This is a genomic window from Xylophilus sp., from assembly GCA_009914555.1.
Lineage (GTDB): Bacteria > Pseudomonadota > Gammaproteobacteria > Burkholderiales > Burkholderiaceae_C > WNDY01.
Map to the genome: position 1 here is coordinate 1 of WNDY01000050.1, position 17,102 is coordinate 17,102.

16 protein-coding genes and 2 pseudogenes are annotated in these 17,102 nt (G+C 68.6%); 10 read left to right on the forward strand and 8 right to left on the reverse strand.

Annotated elements, in window-relative coordinates:
* Positions 1 to 225 precede the first annotated feature (225 nt).
* Genes GAK38_RS18220 through GAK38_RS18250 form a run of 7 tightly spaced genes read left to right on the forward strand, consistent with a single transcriptional unit; the run spans position 226 to position 7,133 of the window.
* Positions 226 to 774, forward strand: coding sequence for a PilN domain-containing protein (locus GAK38_RS18220; protein ID WP_325346388.1), 549 nt, complete (start codon positions 226 to 228; stop codon positions 772 to 774).
* Between the two features lie 6 nt (positions 775 to 780).
* A complete protein-coding gene (locus GAK38_RS18225; protein ID WP_325346389.1) occupies positions 781 to 1,467 on the forward strand; it encodes a type 4a pilus biogenesis protein PilO in 687 nt (228 codons plus the stop codon).
* Positions 1,468 to 1,487: 20 nt separating this feature from the next.
* Positions 1,488 to 2,024 (forward strand): pilus assembly protein PilP, encoded by a 537-nt coding sequence (locus tag GAK38_RS18230; RefSeq protein WP_325346415.1) that lies wholly within the window; start codon positions 1,488 to 1,490, stop codon positions 2,022 to 2,024.
* Positions 2,021 to 4,168, forward strand: coding sequence for a type IV pilus secretin family protein (gene pilQ, locus GAK38_RS18235; protein WP_325346390.1), 2,148 nt, complete (start codon positions 2,021 to 2,023; stop codon positions 4,166 to 4,168). Before GAK38_RS18230 ends, pilQ begins: the two co-directional genes overlap by 4 nt.
* An 8-nt stretch (positions 4,169 to 4,176) precedes the next feature.
* Positions 4,177 to 4,725: a shikimate kinase gene (locus GAK38_RS18240; RefSeq protein WP_325346391.1), complete on the forward strand. Its 549-nt coding sequence runs from the start codon at positions 4,177 to 4,179 to the stop codon at positions 4,723 to 4,725.
* Positions 4,726 to 4,783: 58 nt separating this feature from the next.
* Positions 4,784 to 5,935, forward strand: a complete 1,152-nt coding sequence (aroB, locus tag GAK38_RS18245; RefSeq protein ID WP_325346392.1) for a 3-dehydroquinate synthase — start codon at positions 4,784 to 4,786, stop codon at positions 5,933 to 5,935.
* A gap of 25 nt (positions 5,936 to 5,960) precedes the next feature.
* Positions 5,961 to 7,133: a deoxyguanosinetriphosphate triphosphohydrolase gene (locus GAK38_RS18250; RefSeq protein ID WP_325346393.1), complete on the forward strand. Its 1,173-nt coding sequence runs from the start codon at positions 5,961 to 5,963 to the stop codon at positions 7,131 to 7,133.
* A 64-nt stretch (positions 7,134 to 7,197) separates the two neighbouring features.
* Here the strand turns inward: GAK38_RS18250 and GAK38_RS18255 are convergent, their stop codons facing one another.
* Positions 7,198 to 7,824, reverse strand: coding sequence for an acyloxyacyl hydrolase (locus tag GAK38_RS18255; protein WP_325346394.1), 627 nt, complete (start codon positions 7,822 to 7,824; stop codon positions 7,198 to 7,200).
* A gap of 156 nt (positions 7,825 to 7,980) precedes the next feature.
* Between GAK38_RS18255 and GAK38_RS18260 the strand changes: the two genes are divergently transcribed.
* Complete coding sequence (locus tag GAK38_RS18260; protein ID WP_325346395.1) at positions 7,981 to 8,574, forward strand: DUF1415 domain-containing protein; 594 nt, start codon at positions 7,981 to 7,983, stop codon at positions 8,572 to 8,574.
* A complete protein-coding gene (locus GAK38_RS18265) occupies positions 8,571 to 9,473 on the forward strand; it encodes a class I SAM-dependent methyltransferase (RefSeq protein ID WP_443089244.1) in 903 nt (300 codons plus the stop codon). Before GAK38_RS18260 ends, GAK38_RS18265 begins: the two co-directional genes overlap by 4 nt.
* Positions 9,474 to 9,632: 159 nt before the next feature.
* On the opposite strand, the pseudogene GAK38_RS18270 reads toward GAK38_RS18265, so the two are convergent.
* Positions 9,633 to 9,856, reverse strand: a pseudogene (locus GAK38_RS18270) (hypothetical protein); the annotation flags it as partial.
* A gap of 146 nt (positions 9,857 to 10,002) precedes the next feature.
* On the opposite strand from GAK38_RS18270, the gene GAK38_RS18275 reads away from it, so the two are divergent.
* Positions 10,003 to 11,028 (forward strand): ABC transporter substrate-binding protein, encoded by a 1,026-nt coding sequence (locus GAK38_RS18275; RefSeq protein WP_325346396.1) that lies wholly within the window; start codon positions 10,003 to 10,005, stop codon positions 11,026 to 11,028.
* A gap of 72 nt (positions 11,029 to 11,100) precedes the next feature.
* Here the strand turns inward: GAK38_RS18275 and GAK38_RS18280 are convergent, their stop codons facing one another.
* The 6 genes and pseudogenes from GAK38_RS18280 to GAK38_RS18305 form a co-directional block, all read right to left on the reverse strand.
* Positions 11,101 to 11,844 carry an ABC transporter ATP-binding protein gene (locus tag GAK38_RS18280; RefSeq protein ID WP_325346397.1) on the reverse strand — a complete coding sequence of 248 codons (744 nt, stop codon included), beginning with the start codon at positions 11,842 to 11,844 and terminating at the stop codon, positions 11,101 to 11,103.
* A gap of 116 nt (positions 11,845 to 11,960) precedes the next feature.
* Positions 11,961 to 12,752: pseudogene (locus GAK38_RS18285) on the reverse strand (ABC transporter ATP-binding protein); the annotation flags it as partial.
* Positions 12,749 to 13,615, reverse strand: a complete 867-nt coding sequence (locus GAK38_RS18290) for a branched-chain amino acid ABC transporter permease (protein ID WP_325346398.1) — start codon at positions 13,613 to 13,615, stop codon at positions 12,749 to 12,751. The gene GAK38_RS18290 and the pseudogene GAK38_RS18285, both read right to left, overlap by 4 nt.
* A 14-nt stretch (positions 13,616 to 13,629) precedes the next feature.
* Entirely contained in the window at positions 13,630 to 14,511 is an 882-nt protein-coding gene (locus GAK38_RS18295) for a branched-chain amino acid ABC transporter permease (protein ID WP_325346399.1), read from the reverse strand.
* 115 nt (positions 14,512 to 14,626) lie between these two features.
* Positions 14,627 to 15,784, reverse strand: coding sequence for an ABC transporter substrate-binding protein (locus tag GAK38_RS18300; protein ID WP_325346400.1), 1,158 nt, complete (start codon positions 15,782 to 15,784; stop codon positions 14,627 to 14,629).
* Between the two features lie 87 nt (positions 15,785 to 15,871).
* Complete coding sequence (locus GAK38_RS18305; RefSeq protein ID WP_325346401.1) at positions 15,872 to 17,026, reverse strand: S1C family serine protease; 1,155 nt, start codon at positions 17,024 to 17,026, stop codon at positions 15,872 to 15,874.
* Positions 17,027 to 17,102: the final 76 nt, after the last annotated feature.

The following is a 17,102-nucleotide window of genomic DNA, read 5'->3' on the forward strand; positions in this document are numbered from 1 at the left end:
GACTGGGGCCGCGCAGCCAAGGAATGGCGCGAGGCGATGAATCAGTTCGCCGTGCTCTACGATGAACGCTTCACGAGGCACGCGCATGGCAGCCTGTGAGGGGCTGAGCCATGGGTCCATGGGCCAAACCGGGGGGGCCTCCGGCGGCCTGGCAGGGGCCTGATAGATCAACAGCCAGAAACCAGTTCACCAACCGCCTCACACACAGAAATACTGACAGCCCCCATGTTCGGGGCGTTCCTGCTCGGCCTGGCGCTCGGCGGCCTGATCTACTGGTGGTACCAGGGCCAGATCGAGGACCAGCAGGCGCGCAACCAGTACCTGCAGGCAGAGATCAGAAAGCTCGAGGGCCAGATCAAGGAAATCGCCAACCTCGAAACCGAGATCGTCGCGCTGCAGGCGCGCCAGTCCGCGGTCGAGAACCTGCAGGCCGATCGCAACCTCCCCGTGTACCTGCTCAGCGAACTGGTCAAGCAGCTGCCCGAAGGCGTATACCTCACCAGCCTCAAGCAGGACGGGCAGTACGCGACCCTGGTCGGGGTGGCGCAGTCCAATGAACGCGTCTCCGAGATGCTGCGCAACCTCGGCAGCGGCACACCCTGGTTCACCAAGCCGGAACTCACCGAGATCGTGGCCGGCACCATCGCACTCACGCCGCGCGATCAGCGCCGGGTGTCCAATTTCAATCTGCGCGTGCGGCTCGTGAATTCGAGCGAGGCGCGAAAGGCGGCCGAAGCGGCGGGCGCGGCGCCGGCTGCCGCGCAGGCGAGGTAGCAGCCCATGGCGACGAAGAAGAAATTCTCCGGTCCGGACATCGATTTCCGCGAACTGTCGGCCAAGGTGGAGCGGCAGTTCCGCAATCTCGATCCCAAGGACCCATCGCTCTGGCCGCCGCTGCCGCAGGCATTGCTCTGCATCGGCATCGCGGCTTTCGTCGTGGTGCTGCTGTGGTTCGTCAAGCTGACCGACTACCGTGGCGAGCTCGACGCCGAGCGCGCCAGGGAGGCCACGCTGCGCCAGGACTACAGCGCCAAGCTGCTCAAGGCGGTCAGCCTGGAGGGTCTCAAGAAGCAGCGCGAGCAGATCCAGCAGTACGTGGTGCAGCTCGAAAAGCAGCTGCCGAGCAAGGCCGAGATGGCGGCGCTGCTGTCGGACATCAACCAGGCGGGCATCGGCCGCAGCCTGCAGTTCGAGCTGTTCCGCCCAGGCCAGGTCGTGGTGCGCGAGTACTACGCGGAGCTGCCGATCGCGGTCAAGGTCACCGGCAAGTACCACGACATGGGCGCGTTCGCGTCCGACATCGCCAACCTGTCGCGCATCGTGACGCTCAACAACATCTCCATCGGCGCGCCCAAGGATGGCAAGGACGGCAACCTGTCGATGAAAGCGACGGCCCGCACCTTCCGCTACCTGGACCCGGACGAGATCGCAGCCCAGCGCAAGGCCGCCGCCGGGGGGCGCAAGTGAGCGCGGCCGCCCGTCCGGCCATGCTGCGCGGCTGCTGCGCCTGCGCCGTGCTGCTCGTGCTGGCCGCCTGCGGTTCGACCGGCGACGAGGAACTGTCGCAATGGATGGCCGAGCAGCGCGCCCAGACGCGCCCCCGCATCAAGCCGCTAGCCGAGCCCAAGCAGTTCAAGCCCGAGGTCTATGCGCAGGAGTCGGGCATGGACCCGTTCAACCCGCTCAAGCTCACGCAGGCATTGCGCCGGGATTCGGCCCAGGCAGCGGTCAACTCGGCACTGATCACGCCGGAGCTCGCGCGCCGCAAGGAGCCGCTCGAAGCCTATCCCCTCGATGCCATGGCCATGGTCGGCAGCCTCGACAAGACAGGCCAGACGACGGCCTTGCTGCAGGTCGACAAGCTGCTGTACCAAGTGCAGGTGGGCAACTATCTGGGCCAGAACTACGGCCGCATCACACGGATCACCGAGACCGGCATCACCCTGCGCGAGATCGTGCAGGACGCGACCGGCGACTGGATCAAACGCTCAACCACGCTCGGGCTGCAGGAGAAAGGGCAATGAACAACGACAGCGACGGAAGCAGGCTGGGCGTGCTGCGACGGTTCCTTTCCATCGCCTCGCTGGCGGCGGCCTTGCTGGCTCCGGTGGCTGCCTGGGCCGAGCCGGTCATCGAGTCGGTCACCGGCTCGATCCAGGCCGGTGCCGAAGTCGTGCGCATCGACCTGTCGGAACCCCTGTCCGCTCCGCCTTCGGGCTTTGCCATCCAGGTGCCGGCGCGCATCGCGCTCGACCTGCTGGGCAGCATCAACGGCCTCGGCCGGTCGCTGGTGGACGTCAACCAGGGCAACCTCAAGTCCGTCAACGTGGTCCAGGCCGGCGAGCGGACCCGCCTGGTGCTCAACCTCAAGCAGGCGACGTCGTACACGACCGAGCTCCGGGGCAAGTCGCTCTTCGTGATGCTGCAGCCGACGGCCGCCCCGGCGGCCGTCCCTGCCGGTGGCGGCGCCGTTGCCGCTGCGAACACGGTGTTCGCCGAAAGCCGCGCCGCCAGCGTCGCGGCGATCCGCGACATCGACTTCCGCCGCAGCGCGGACGGTGCGGGCCGTGTGGTGGTTTCGCTGCCCAGCAACCAGGTCGGCGTGGACGTGCGGCCGCTGGGCAAGGGGCTGGCGATCGATTTTCTGCGCACGTCGTTGCCCGAGGGTCTGCGCCGTCGCCTGGACGTGGCGGATTTCGGAACGCCGGTCCAGCTCGTGACGGCCAGCCAGAGCGGCGACCGGGTCCGCCTGGTGGTCGATGCGGTCGGCGAATGGGAGCATTCGGCCTACCAGACGGACGAGCAGTTCGTTCTGGAAATCCGTGCCAAGAAGGTCGACATCACCAAGCTGACGCAGGGCCCGGGTTTCACCGGCGAAAAGCTGTCGCTGAACTGCCAGAACATCGAGGTCCGCTCGCTGCTGCAGGTGATCGCCGACTTCACCAACTTCAACATCGTCACGTCCGACACCGTGTCGGGCGCGCTCACGCTGCGTCTCAAGGATGTGCCCTGGGACCAGGCACTGCAGATCATCATGGATGCGCGCGGCCTGGGCATGCGAAAGACCGGTACGGTGCTGTGGATCGCGCCCAAGGATGAAATCGACGCACGGACCAAGAAGGATTACGAGGCGGCCCTGGCGATCGAGAAGCTCGAGCCGCTGCGCACCCAGGCGTTCCAGCTCAACTATGCCAAGGCGTCGGACATGATCTACCAACTCGCCGGCCGCAGCGGCGGGGGCGGTAGCGGTAGCGGCGCGGCCAGCGGCGTCACGACGCGTTTTCTCACCGAACGCGGTACCGCCATCGCCGAGCCGCGGACCAACCAGCTGTTCGTCACCGACACGGCTGCCAAGATCGAGGAGGTACGCCAGCTGCTGCTCAAGCTCGACGTGCCGGTGCGGCAGGTGCTCATCGAGGCCCGCATCGTCGAGGCCTCTGATACCTTCAGCAGATCGCTCGGTGTTCGGCTCGGCGGAGGCACTACCTCTTCAGCCTCGGGTCGGACGAGGTATGGAAGCAGTTACGAGAACGTCACGACGAGCGCGGGCAACACCTACGATTCGTCCAGCAGCTTCGTGAACCTGCCCGCCTCGTCGGACAGCGGCACCACGGTCGGCAGCTTCGCCGTTTCCATCTTCAACTCTTCGGCCACGAAATTTCTCGCCCTGGAGGTGTCGGCGCTGGAGGCCGATGGGAAGGGCAAAATCGTCTCCAGCCCCCGCGTCGTGACGGCCGACCAGACCAAGGCGTTGATCGAGCAGGGTACAGAATTCCCGTACCAGCAGTCCACCTCCAGCGGCGCGACCTCCGTCGCCTTCCGCAAGGCCAACCTCAAGCTGGAAGTCACGCCGCAGATCACCCCTGAAGGCAACATCATTCTCGACCTCGACGTGAACAAGGACTCCAAGGGCGAAACGACGACCCAGGGCATCGCGATCAACACCAAGCACATCAAGACCCAGGTGCTGGTTGAAAATGGGGGCACCGTTGTGATCGGCGGCATCTTCACGTTGACTGAGACTGAAGACGTGACGAAAATTTCTTACTTGGGTGATGTGCCTGTTTTGGGAAACCTGTTCAAGTCCCGCTCTCGCTCCGTAGACAAGTCGGCAATGCTGATCTTCATCACGCCCAAGATGATCGCCGAGCGATCTGCGGCCCGCTGAGGCCGGCCGTGCGGGATGCGCAGAGGGGCGTCCTCCTCATCGGCCTGCCGGGCACTGGCAAATCGACGATCGGACGCCAGGTTGCACGCCGTCTAGGTCGGGGGTTCCTCGATTCGGATGTGGTCATCGAGCAGCGCCTGGGCGAATCGATCCGAGAATTCTTCGAGCGCGAGGGCGAGCCTGCATTCCGCGACATCGAGTCCTCGGTTCTGGAAGAGCTGACCCAGCCCGGCAGTGCTCCCATGGTGGTGGCCACGGGTGGCGGCATCGTGCTGCGGGAGCGCAATCGGGAACGGTTGCGCACCTGTGGTGAACGCGTGATCTACCTCCGCTCCTCCCCCCAGGACCTCCACCGCCGCCTGCGGCACGACACCACGCGGCCGCTGCTTCAGGTGGCCGATCCGCTGGCGCGGCTGCGGGAACTGTACGAGGTGCGCGACCCGCTCTATCGCGAGGTGGCCCATTTCGTGATCGACACGGGCCGTCCTTCGGTCGCTGCGCTGGTCAACATGATCGCCATGCAGCTGGAACTGGGCGCCGCGCCTCCGCCAGCCTGACATCACGCACGCCGGCCGCCCGGTGGCCGGTGGGACCGAAGCCCTACACTCCAGGGCCATGACTGACCACGCAACCCTTTCAGCGCCGGCCTTTTCCTCCGCCGGCGCCGTGCGCCAGACCGTGGCGATCGACCTCGGCGAGCGCAGCTACGAGATCCTGATCGGCCAAGGGCTGCTCGACGATGTGCAGAGCTGGTCCGGCCTGCCGCGTGCCGCCGCCGCGCTCGTGGTGACCAACACGACCGTCGGCCCGCTCTACGCCGCGCGCCTCGTCGCCGCGCTGCGGCCGCACCACGCGGCGGTGCACGTGGTCGAACTGCCGGACGGCGAGGCCCACAAGGACTGGCCCACGCTCAACCGGATCTTCGATGCGCTGCTCGGCCACGGCGCCGACCGCAAGACGGTGATCTATGCGCTCGGCGGCGGCGTGGTCGGGGACATGGCCGGCTTCGCCGCCGCGAGCTACATGCGCGGTGTGCCGTTCGTGCAGGTGGCGACGACGCTGCTGGCGCAGGTCGATTCGTCGGTCGGCGGCAAGACCGCCATCAACCACCCGCTGGGCAAAAACATGATCGGCGCGTTCTACCAGCCCCGGCGCGTGGTCTGCGACCTCGACGTGCTGGCCACGCTGCCGCCGCGCGAACTCAGCGCCGGGCTGGCCGAGGTCATCAAGTACGGCCCGATCGCCGACATGGAATTCCTTGGCTGGATCGAGGACAACATCGACGCGCTGGTGGCGCGCGACCCTTCGGCGCTGGCGCATGCCGTCCGGCGCAGCTGCGAGATCAAGGCCTGGGTCGTCGGCCAGGACGAGCGCGAATCGGGCCTGCGCGCGGTGCTGAACTTCGGCCACACTTTCGGCCATGCGATCGAGGCGGGCCTGGGCTATGGCCAGTGGCTGCACGGCGAAGGCGTGGGCTGCGGCATGGTGCTGGCCGCGCGGCTGTCGGAGCGCCTGGGCCTGGTCGACGGCGAGTTCGTCGAGCGGCTCGCGGTGCTGATCCGCCGCGCCGGGCTGCCGGTGCGCGCACCGCGCCTCGACGCCAACGACAACGCCGGCCGCTGGCTGGAGCTGATGCGGGTCGACAAGAAGTCCGAAGCGGGCGAGATCCGCTTCGTCGTCATCGACGGCCCGGGCCGCGCGGCCGTGCGCAGCGCGCCCGACGCGCTGGTGCGCGCCGTCATCGACGAGAACACGGTCGCGGCCTGACCAGCGGCGCACCGCACGGGCCGGGATGACCACCGCACCGCACCTCGCGCCCTGGGCTTGCGACCCGGCGGCCACGCGCGGCCGCCGCCATGCCGAGCCGCCGGCGCCCACGCGCGACGCATTCCAGCGCGACCGCGACCGCATCGTGCATTCCACCGCCTTCCGGCGGTTGGTCTACAAGACGCAGGTCTTCCTCAACCACGAGGGCGACCTGTTCCGCACGCGGCTCACGCATTCGCTCGAAGTGGCGCAGCTCGGCCGCTCCATCGCGCGGTCGCTGCGGCTCAACGAGGACCTGGTGGAGGCCATCGCCCTCGCGCACGACCTGGGCCACACGCCGTTCGGCCATGCGGGGCAGGACGAGCTCAACGCCTGCATGGCCGCGCACGGTGGCTTCGAGCACAACATGCAGAGCCTGCGCGTGGTCGATGCGCTGGAGCAGCGCTACCCGGCCTATGACGGCCTCAACCTGACCTTCGAGACGCGCGAAGGCATCCTCAAGCACTGTTCGCGCGCCAACGCCGAAGCGCTGGAGGCGGCCGAACCCGGCGGCGTCGCACAGCGCTTCCTGCTGCGGCAGCAGCCGTCGCTGGAGGCGCAGCTCACCAACCTGGCCGACGAGATCGCCTACAACGCGCACGACATCGACGACGGCGTGCGCTCCGGCCTGATCACGCTGGCCCAGCTGCGCGACGTGCCGCTGTTCGACCGCTGGCGCGCCGAGGCGCTGGCCGAGCATCCGCACCTGGGCGATGCATCGCAGGGCCGGCGCCTGCTCTACGAGGCCATCCGCCGCATGCTGAGCGCGCAGGTCTACGACGTGATCGACGCCACGCGGGCCGCGCTGGCCGCGGCCGGCTCGCCGGCGAGCGCCGACGCGGTGCGGCAACTGCCGCCGCTGGTCGGCTTCGGCGCGGAGATGCGCGCGCAGTCGGTGGAGCTCAAGCGCTTCCTGTTCCAGAACCTGTACCGCCATCCGAAGGTGATGGAGACCACCGGCGCCGCGCGGCAGGTGGTGCGCGAACTGTTCGATGCCTACTTTGCGCGGCCGGTCGAGATGCCGCAGCGCTTCGCCGAGCGCGCCGCGCGGCCGGGCGTCGGCGTGGCGCGGGTCGTGGCCGACTTCATCGCCGGCATGACCGACCGGTTCGCCGCCCGCGAGCACGAACGGCTGACCGGGCGGCATCTGCTGACCTGATGGGGTATGTGTCCGTAGCGGGCGGAGGACGCGGGCTACAGCACCTTCGAAGGGGGAGTATTCGTCAGAACTTGTACGCGTACCGCAGCTGGATGAAGTCCTCGCCCGGGTTCGGCCGCTTCAGGCCGGCATCCGAGAAGTGCGCATAGTTGAGCGACACCTCATGCTGTCCGTCCTGGCCGAAGCTGTAGCCGGCGCCCAGGCGCAGCGCGAAGTTCCAGCGCGAGCCGAAGTAGCGCCCCGGCCGGCCGTCGAAGACCTTGCCCGGCTTGGCATAGATGCCGTCGAGGTAGCTCACGCCTGCGCCGGCATCGGCGAACCAGGGCGAGTTGCCGTGGTCGAAGCGCCAGCGCGCCACGGCCAGCGCGGCGATCTGGTGGTAGGTCTTGTCGTGGATGCCGTCCGGCAGCCTGCCGTGCCAGGCGCCCAGGTAGGCGTCGCCGTAGTAGGTCAGCGAACCGTTGGCATGGCGGTCGCCGAAGGGCAGGGTGCCGCCGATGAAGACGTTCTGCGTGTCATGCCCGTTGACCACGTTCTCACCGCCCTGCACGTAGATGCCCGGGCGCTCGTCGGCCCTGCCCGAGGCCGCCGCATCGCCCGCGCCCAGGGCGATCAGAAGGCCGAATGCAAGGAGCGCGGCGGCCGATACGGCGCCACCGCGGCGAGGAAAGGGAAGCGGATGGGAAAGCATGCTGCCGACTCTGCGGTCGGCGGGCCGGGCGCGATAGCCGCGTGCGCCGGCGCGGCATGTAGGACGGAGGCTTTCCCCGCTGCCGGGTGCATCGCCGGCCGGCCGATACAATCCGCCCTCCTTCGCGTCTTCCGCCTGCTGCTTTTTCTCTCTCCCGTGTCTTCTCCCGCAGACCCCCTGCTGCCGGCGCTTGCCGAGGCGGCCGCGCGCGACACCGTGCGCTGGATCGAGCGCGCGGTGATCGGCCTCAACCTGTGTCCCTTCGCCAAGGGTGTCCACACCAGGGGCCAGGTCCACTACCACGCGAGCGCGGCGACCACGCCCAACCAGCTGCGTGAGGACCTGGAGCGCGAACTGCGCGACCTGGTCGCCCTGCCGGCCGAAGAACGCGACACCACGCTGCTGATCGTGCCACGCGGGTTGGAGGACTTCCTCGACTTCAACGACTTCCTGGGCGAAGCCGACGCGCTGCTCGCATCGCTCGGCCTCGAAGGCGAGGTCCAGATCGCCAGCTTCCATCCCGACTACCGGTTCGCCGGCACCCGCGCCGACGATGTGACCAACTGCACCAACCGCGCGCCCTGGCCTACGCTGCACCTGCTGCGCGAGGCCAGCATCGACCGCGCGGTCGCGGCCTTCCCCGAGGCCGAAGCGATCTACCAGCGCAACATGGCCACGCTGGAGAAGCTCGGCAAGGACGGCTGGCGGGCACTGGACGTCGGCCCCACGCCGCAGGAGGCCGGGCGGTGAGCAAGCATCCCACGCCGGCAGCGCCGAAGCCGGCGCGCGGCGGGGCCGCCCCGGCGGCTTCGAACGGCGTGCCGGCCACGCTGGCCGACGAACTGCGCCCCGGCCAGTCGATCGAACTGCTCAAGGAACTGCACATCCTCACGCGCGAGGGCAGGCTCAACCAGGACTCGCGCCGCAAGCTCAAGCAGGTCTACCACCTGTTCCAGTTCATCGAGCCGCTGCTGCGCGCGCTGCCCGAGGGCGGCCGGGGCGCCACGCTGGCCGACCACGGCGCGGGCAAGTCCTACCTTGGCTTCATCCTCTACGACCTGTTCTTCAGACCGCTGGGCGCGGGGCACATCTATGGCATCGAGACGCGCGCCGAACTGGTCGAGCGCTCGCGCGCGCTGGCCGCGCGCCTGGGGTTCGAGCGCATGTCGTTCCTGAACCTGTCGGTGGCCGAATCCGGGCGCTCGGCCGAACTGCCCGGACGCATCGACGTAGTCACCGCGCTGCACGCCTGCGACACGGCCACCGACGACGCGATCGCCTTCGGCCTGGCCAAGCAGGCCCGCGCCATCGTCGTCGTGCCCTGCTGCCAGGCCGAGGTGGCCGCCTGCCTGCGCAGCACCAAGGCGCTGTCGCTCTCGCGCACGCCGCTGGCCGAGCTCTGGCGCCATCCGCTGCATACGCGCGAGTTCGGCAGCCAGATCACCAACGTGCTGCGCTGCCTGTACCTGGAGGCCAGCGGCTACCAGGTCACGGTGACCGAGCTGGTCGGCTGGGAGCACAGCATGAAAAACGAGTTGATCGTCGCCCGCCACACCGGCCAGAAGAAGCGCGCGGCGGCCGAGCGGCTGCACGAACTGGTTGCCCAGTTCGGCATCGAGGACGTGGGAGCGGCGCGGTTTCCGCTGTAGCCCCGGGGCCGGGGACGGCTGCCACGTGCCGCTCAGTGCAGGCCGTCCCGGCAGGCCGCGCCGAACCTGCCGGCCAGCCCCGCGCCTGCCGGGCCGCCCGCAGCAGGCCGATGGCGTCCAGGGTTTGCCGGCGCGGCGCGGGCAGCGTGCCGCAGGCGCTGGTGGCCGGCGCGGCACGTCCTGCATGTCGGGGCGGCGCCTCCCTGCGCGGCGAGGCGCTTGGCCGCCTGGATGCGGACGAAGGTCTGCACGGCCTCGCCGAAGATGTCGGCCTTGTCCGTGCCGAGGCTGGCCATGGCGAGGGCCCGGGCGTAGAGCGCGTCGTCGATGGTGACAGGGGTTCGCCTGGGTGTCCCTTCACGTCGGTTGATGCGATCTTTCATCAAAATGCGCATCATCGCAAAGCGCGTTGCGGTCCGTCGACGGCGCGGCATCCTCGCATTCACTCTGCCTACATCCGTTTTGCTTCGTTGCGGTCCCGTTCGGCTGACGGTAAGGTGCAGCGCTTTTTTCTTCCGGAGAACACCGAATGACGCATCCCTGCTCCCGCCGCACGCTGCTGCAAGGCGCCGCCGCCGTCCTCGCCACCAGCGCGCTCTGGGCCGTGGGCACCGCCCAGGCCGAAGTCGGCACCGTGCGCATCGCCAAGCAGTACGGCCTGCCGTACCTGCCGCTGATCGTGGCGCAGGACAAGGGCCTGATCGAGAAGCACGCCCAGGCGCTCGGCGTGCCGGTCAAGGTCGAATGGGTGCAGCTCGCCAGCGGCACCGGCATCACCGAGGCGCTGCTGGCCGGCGCGGTTGACTTCACCGGCGGCGGCATCGGCCCGCTGCTGCTGCTGTGGGACCGCACCCAGGGCAAGCTCGGCGTGAAGGCCGTGGCGGGGCTCGACGGCTCCACCGCCTTCCTCACCAGCAACAACCCGGCCGTCCGGACCATCGCCGACTTCACCGACAAGGACCGCATCGCCGTGCCCGGCGTGAAGGTGTCGGCCCAGGCGCAGTGGCTGCAGCTCGCGGCCTCGCGCATCTGGGGCATCGAGAACTACACGAAGCTGGACCACCTGACCGTGTCGCTGCCGCACCCGGACGCGACGGCCGCGCTGATCGGCGGCAAGTCGGAGGTGACGGCCAATTTCGCCGTGGCGCCGTTCGCCTACCAGCAGATCGCGAGCCCCAACATCCACGTGGTCACCACGTCCGACGAGATCCTCGGCGGCCCGGCGACCAACACCTTCCTCTACGGCACGACCGCCTTCCGCAACGCCAACCCCAAGGTGTTCCGGGCCGTGTTCGAGGCGGTCAAGGAGGCGCATGCGCTGATCGCCGCCGACAAGGCCGAGGCCGCGCGCAGCTATGTGCGGGTCACGCAGGGCAAGCAGACGCCCGAGGAGATCCTCGCGATCCTGAACAACCCGGCCCAGCGCCCGATCCTGGCGGCGCGCGGCACCTTCGCGCAGGCCGAGTTCCTGCACCGCATCGGCACGCTCAAGAGCAGGCCCGCATCGTGGAAGGACTATGTCTTCCCCGAGCTGCAGGCGTTCGACGGAAGCTGAAAGGCTGGGGGTATACCTCTGTGGCGCGCGGCGGATGCGCGCTGCAGAAGGTCAGATGGGGGAGTATGACGGTCAGCCGCCCAGGTACGCGTCCTGCACCTTCGGGTCACGCAGCAGCGTGGCGCCCGTGTCGGCCAGCACGATCCTTCCCGTCTCGATCACATAGCCGTAGTCGGCGATCTTCAGCGCCTGCTTCACGTTCTGCTCCACGAGGAAGATCGTGAGGCCGGCCTGGTTGATGGCGCGCAGCGTGCGGAAGATGTCCTGCACGATGATCGGCGCCAAGCCCATCGAGGGCTCGTCGAGCAGCAGCACGCGCGGGCGCGCCATCAGCGCGCGGCCGATCGCGAGCATCTGCTGTTCGCCGCCCGAGAGGTTGCCGGCCAGGCCGCCCGAGCGCTCCTTCAGGCGGGGAAACAGGCCGTAGACGTAGTCCAGGTCGCGCGCGCGCTGGGCCCGGTCGCGGCCGGTGTAGGCGCCGAGCTCCAGGTTCTCGTGCACCGTCAGCGTGGTCAGCGTGGCGCGGCCTTCGGCCACCTGCACCAGGCCCGAGCGCACGATGCGGTGCGGCGCGAGCGCGGCGATGTCCTGGCCGCCGAAGGTGACCTGGCCCGCGGCCTTCTTCACCAGGCCCGACAGCGCCAGCAGCGTGGTCGACTTGCCGGCGCCGTTGGCGCCGACCAGCGTGGTGATCCGGCCTTCGTGCAGGTCGAAGTCGATGCCCTTGACGGCCTCGATGTGGCCGTAGGCGACCTTCAGGCCGCGCACCGACAGCAGCGGCGCTGCGGTGGACGGGGAGGGGAGGGGGCTGCTCATGACGGGGCTCCGGGAACGGGGACGGACGTGGGCGTGACGCCGGCGGCGACCGGCGAAGGCCCGCCATGGTCCGGCGCGCCGCCGTCGTCGCCGCGCGGCGGGCCGCTGCCGTCGTTGTCGTCGTCATCGTCCTCGCGGCCGAGGTAGGCCTCGATCACCTGCGGATCGGTGCGGATCTGTTGCGGCCCGCCCTGCGCGATGATGCGGCCGAAGTTGAGCACGGCGATCTCCTGGCACAGGCCCATCACGAAGCGCATGTCGTGCTCGATCATGAAGATCGTGTAGCCGCGCGCGCTGATGTTCTGGATCTCGGCCATGAGATCGACCTTCTCGGTGCTGTTCATGCCGGCCACCGGCTCGTCGAGCAGCAGCAGCTTCGGGTCGGTCGCCAGCGCGCGGGCCAGCTCCAGCTTGCGCTGATCGCCATACGACAGGTTGTCGGCCAGGTCGTCGGCCTTGTGGTCGAGCTTGACCCAGCTGAGCAGCTCGCGGGCGCGGTCGCGCGCGCGCTTTTCCTCGCTGCGGAACAGGCCCGACGTGGCCAGCAAACCGAAGTTGCCATAGCGCAGGTGCGCATGCATGCCGACCATCACGTTCTGCAGCAGCGACATCTCCTTGAACAGGCGGATGTTCTGGAAGGTGCGGGCGATGCCGTCGCGCGTGATGCGGTAGGGCTTGCGGCCGGCCAGGTCGGCGCCCTGGAAGCGGATCGTGCCGCCGGTAGGCGGCAGCAGGCCGGTGATCAGGTTGAACACCGTCGTCTTGCCGGCGCCGTTCGGGCCGATCAGGCCGAAGATGCCGCCCTGCGGAATGCGCAGGTTCACGTCCTGCAGGACCTTCAGGCCGCCGAAGTGGCGCGAGACCGATTGCAGTTCGAGCGCGGGCGTGGCGGAAATCGGCTGGGTCATGCGGCACCTCGCTGGCCGCGGCCGAACCATTGGCGCAGGCGCGCCGGATCCCACACGCCGCGCGGCAGGAACAGCACGATCAGCACCAGGATCAGGCCGTTGGCCACCAGGCGGAAGTCCTTGAAGCCGCGCAGCAGTTCGGGCAGCGCGGTCACGATCAGCGAGCCGAAGATCGGCGCGAACAGGTTGTTGATGCCGCCGAGGATGGCCATCGTGAGGATCTCCACGCCGCGGTCGAAACCGTATTCATTGGGGCCGATGAAGAAGGTCAGGTGCGCGTTGAGCGTGCCGGCCAGGCCCGCGATGGCCGCGCCGAGCACGAAGGCCAGCATCTTGTGGCCGCCCACGTCGATGCCCATGAGGCCCGCGGCCGTCTCGTCCTCCTTGATCGCCTCGAAGGCGCGGCCCACGCGCGAATGGCGCAGCCGCCACAGCAGCGCGACCACGGCGACCAGCGCCAGCGCCACGTGCCACCACTCGGTCGATTGCGGAATGCCGTTCAAGCCCAGCGCGCCGCCGGTGACCGATTCGGTGTTGAGGATCACGATGCGCACCACCTCGCCGAACGCGAGCGTCGCCATCGCAAGGTACACGCCCGAAAGGCGCAGCGTCGGCTTGCCGATCACGAAGGCCACGACCGCCGGCGCCGCCATGCCGGCCGCGATCGCGACCGGGTAGGCCACCTCGTAGTTGATGGTGAGCAGCGCGGCCACGTAGGCGCCGATGCCCATGAAGGCGGCATTGGCCATCGCCAGCATGCCGCACGACAGCGTGAGGTAGATCGAGAGCGCCAGCAGCGCATTGGTGCCCAGCGTGAGCACGAGGTTGCTGTAGACCGCCCAGAAGTTGTCGAACCATTCCATGTCGCGGTGCTCCTTTAGACCTTGCGCTCTTGCAGCGTGCCGAACAGCCCCTTGGGCCGCACCAGCAGCACCAGGAACAGCAGGCCGAAGGCCACGGCGTCGCGCATGGTCGAGCCGATGTAGGCCACCGACAGCACCTCGGCGAAACCGAGGAACAGGCCGCCCAGCAGCGCGCCGCGGATGTCGCCCATGCCGCCGAGGATGATGACCGCGATGCCCTTGTGCAGGATCGGCTGGCCCATCAGCGGGAACACGGCGTTGGAATACAGGCCGATCAGCACGCCGGCCAGGCCGCCGAGGCCGGCGGCGGCGAACGAGGTCAGGAAGAACAGGCCCTCGACGTTGATGCCCAGCAGGTAGGCCGCCTTCGGCGATTCGGCGATCGCTCGCAGTGCGCGGCCGAGCTGCGTCTTCTTGAGCGCCACGAGCAGCACCGCCATCAGCGCGAACGAGACGAGGATGATGCCCAGCTCGATCGCGGTGACGTGCAGGCCGGCGAGGGTCAGTGCGTCGGTGGATACCGTGCCGTCGGGAAAGCGCAGGTTCTCGGCGCCGAACAGGCCCTGCACGCCGTTGTTCAGGATGATGGCCACGCCGATGGTGGCGATCATCGGGATCAGGTGGGGCGCGTTGCGTGCGCGCAGCGGCCGCAGCACCAGCACGTCGATCACCAGCCCCAGCAGGCCGCAGGCCACGAACGCGAAGACCAGCGCCGCCCACAGCGGCAGGCCCAGCTTCAGGATCGCCTCGATGGCCGCATAGGCGCCGACCATGAAGACCGCCCCGTGGGACAGGTTGATGACGCCGAGCACGCCGAAGATGAGGGTGAAGCCCAGCGCGAAGAGCGCGTAGACGCACCCCAGCGACAAGGCATTGACGAGCTGCTGTTCGAGCACGATGAGGTTTCCGGCTGACCTGCGGCCCGCGCGGCGGCGCGGCGGGCGCTGAAAACAAAAAGGACGGCGCGGAGTGCCACGCCGTCCGTCAGGGAGGGCCGCCCTCCCGGAGCCGTTACTTCTCGATCACGAAATGGCCGGCCTTCGTCACGCTGACGATGGGCTTCTGGTCTGCGTCATAGCCGGCGGGCTTGCCGTTTTTGTCGCTGGCGCGGCGGAACGCGAAGGCGCCGGTCGCGCCGGTCCACTTCACGTTGGGCAGCGCGTCGCGCACGGCCTTGCGGTCGGCCGGCAGCTTGCCGGTGAACTTGACCGTCTTGAGCGCCTGCGCGGCGATGTAGAGCGCGTCGTACGACTGCGCGGCGAACTGGTCGGGCGCGGCGTTGTACTTGGCGGTGTAGGCCTTGATAAACTTCGTGTTCTCGGCCGTGGCGTTGGACGACGACCAGGGGCTGCCGACGTAGAGGCCGTCGGACTTGTCCTTGGCCAGGTCGAAGATCTTGGTGGAGTTCATGCCGTTGCCGCCGCTCACCGGCACGTTCAGCCCGATCTGGCGGGCCTGCACCATGATCGGCGCGCCCTCGGCGATCAGCGCCGACAGCACGATCGCGTCGGGGTTGGTCGCCTTGATCTTGGTGAGCTGGGCCTTGAAGTCCACGTCGCCCTTGGCGAACGTTTCGGTCGTGGTGACCGGGATTTTCAGGTCTTCGAGCGCCTTCTTGAAGTTGTCGTAGCCGCTCTTGGTGAACACGTCGTCGTTGCCGTAGAGCACGGCCACCTTCTTCACGCCGGCCTTGCGGACGGCGGTCTTGATGGTCTCGGGCAGCACATCGGCCTCGGTCACCGAGTTGCGGAACACGTAGTCGCCGATCGAGGTGATGCCGTCGGCGGTGTTCGACGTGCCGAAGGCCACGGTCTTGGCGGCCTGGGCGATCGGGTCGGCCGCCTGGGCCGAGTTGGACAGCGTCGGGCCGAACACCAGCAGCACGTTGTCCTGGAAGATCAGCTTCTTGAAGACGTTGATCGCCTCTTCCTTCTTGCCCTGCTCGTCCTCGACGACCAGTTGGATCTTGTTGCCGTTGATGCCGCCGGCGGCATTGATCTCGTCGGCCGCGAGCTGGAAGCCGTTGCGGATCGCCGCGCCGTACTGCGCCGCGCCGCCCGAGAGTGCTTCCGCCACGCCGATCTTGAGGTCGGCGGCCTGGGCGGCGCCGGCCAGTCCGGCGGCCGCGAGCAGGGCGATGAGCGGGCTCTTGAAGCGATAGGCGTGCATGAGGGTCTCTTTTCAGCGAGTCGGTGAAGGAAAAAGAAGCAGGATTTTATATTCCGTCACTATTGAGCGCCGTTCGGGGGCTTTTACCTAGCCGGGCTGCCGGCGCACCGGCGACTGGCGCGGACGCAGCCCCGGCGTCACGTTGACGTCGGTGCGCTCCTCGTGGCGCAGCACCGCGAACGGCACGGCGGGGCCGGGCTTGAGGGCCGACACGGCGGTCAGCAGCTCCGACACGTTGCCCACGTCCTTGCCGCCGACCTGGGTGATCACGTCGCCCGGCCGCAGCCCGGCCTGCGCGCCCGGGCCGTTTTGCAGTACGCCGGTGATGATCACGCCGCGCGTGGCCTTCACACCGAAGGTCTCGGCGAGCTCGGGCGTGAGGTCGTTGGGCTCCACGCCGATCCAGCCGCGGCGCACCTGGCCGTCCTGCACGATGCCTTCGAGCACCTGCTTGGCGGTGGAGACAGGAATGGCGAAGCCGATGCCCATGCTGCCGCCCGAGCGCGAATAGATGGCCGTGTTGATGCCCAGCAGGTTGCCGTTGACGTCGACCAGCGCGCCGCCGGAGTTGCCGGGGTTGATGGCCGCGTCGGTCTGGATGAAGTTCTCGAAGGTGTTGATGCCGAGCTGGTTGCGGCCGAGCGCCGAGACGATGCCGCTGGTCACCGTCTGGCCGACGCCGAAGGGGTTGCCGATCGCGAGCACCTGGTCGCCCACCAGCAGGCCGTCGGAGTTGCCGAGCACGATCACCGGCAGCTTGTCGAGGTCGATCTTCAGGATGGCGAGGTCGGTCTCGGGGTCGGTGCCGATGATCTTGCCGCTGGTGCGCCGGCCGTCGTTGAGCGCCACCTCGATCTCGTCGGCGCCATCGACCACGTGGTTGTTCGTGAGGATGTAGCCGCTCGGGCTGATGATCACGCCGCTGCCCAGCCCGGTCTGCGCCTGGCTGCCCTGGTCGCCGAAGAAGAACTGGAACCACGGATCGTTGCTGCGCGGATGGTGCACCGCCTTGCTGGTGTTGATGCTCACCACCGCCGGCGCGGCCTTCCTGGCCGCGGCGCTGAGGCTGCCGGGCGCCGGCTCGGCGCGGCGGGATTCGGACGGCGCCTCGAACAGCGCCACGGCCGAGCCGCTGCGCAGCGGGCCGCGGCCCAGCCATTCGGGCTTGAGCGTGGCCACGACAAAGTAGGCCGCGACCAGGATGGTGACGGTTTGCGAGAACAACAGCCAGGTGCGTTTCATGGGGAGGATGCGGGCGGTCGGACGAGTGAACGCTGCATTGTCCACGAAGGCATGCCGCCGAAGCGGCCGCGGGCTG

Coding starts and splice junctions, on each gene's coding strand:
- GAK38_RS18220 (WP_325346388.1), top strand. CDS start 226: ATGTTCGGGGCGTTCCTGCTCGGCCTGGCGCTCGGCGGCCTGATCTAC.
- GAK38_RS18275 (WP_325346396.1), top strand. CDS start 10,003: ATGACGCATCCCTGCTCCCGCCGCACGCTGCTGCAAGGCGCCGCCGCC.
- GAK38_RS18230 (WP_325346415.1), top strand. CDS start 1,488: ATGCTGCGCGGCTGCTGCGCCTGCGCCGTGCTGCTCGTGCTGGCCGCC.
- pilQ (WP_325346390.1), top strand. CDS start 2,021: ATGAACAACGACAGCGACGGAAGCAGGCTGGGCGTGCTGCGACGGTTC.
- GAK38_RS18300 (WP_325346400.1), bottom strand. CDS start 15,784: ATGCACGCCTATCGCTTCAAGAGCCCGCTCATCGCCCTGCTCGCGGCC.
- GAK38_RS18290 (WP_325346398.1), bottom strand. CDS start 13,615: ATGGAATGGTTCGACAACTTCTGGGCGGTCTACAGCAACCTCGTGCTC.
- GAK38_RS18305 (WP_325346401.1), bottom strand. CDS start 17,026: ATGAAACGCACCTGGCTGTTGTTCTCGCAAACCGTCACCATCCTGGTC.
- GAK38_RS18255 (WP_325346394.1), bottom strand. CDS start 7,824: ATGCTTTCCCATCCGCTTCCCTTTCCTCGCCGCGGTGGCGCCGTATCG.
- GAK38_RS18250 (WP_325346393.1), top strand. CDS start 5,961: ATGACCACCGCACCGCACCTCGCGCCCTGGGCTTGCGACCCGGCGGCC.
- aroB (WP_325346392.1), top strand. CDS start 4,784: ATGACTGACCACGCAACCCTTTCAGCGCCGGCCTTTTCCTCCGCCGGC.
- GAK38_RS18280 (WP_325346397.1), bottom strand. CDS start 11,844: ATGAGCAGCCCCCTCCCCTCCCCGTCCACCGCAGCGCCGCTGCTGTCG.
- GAK38_RS18225 (WP_325346389.1), top strand. CDS start 781: ATGGCGACGAAGAAGAAATTCTCCGGTCCGGACATCGATTTCCGCGAA.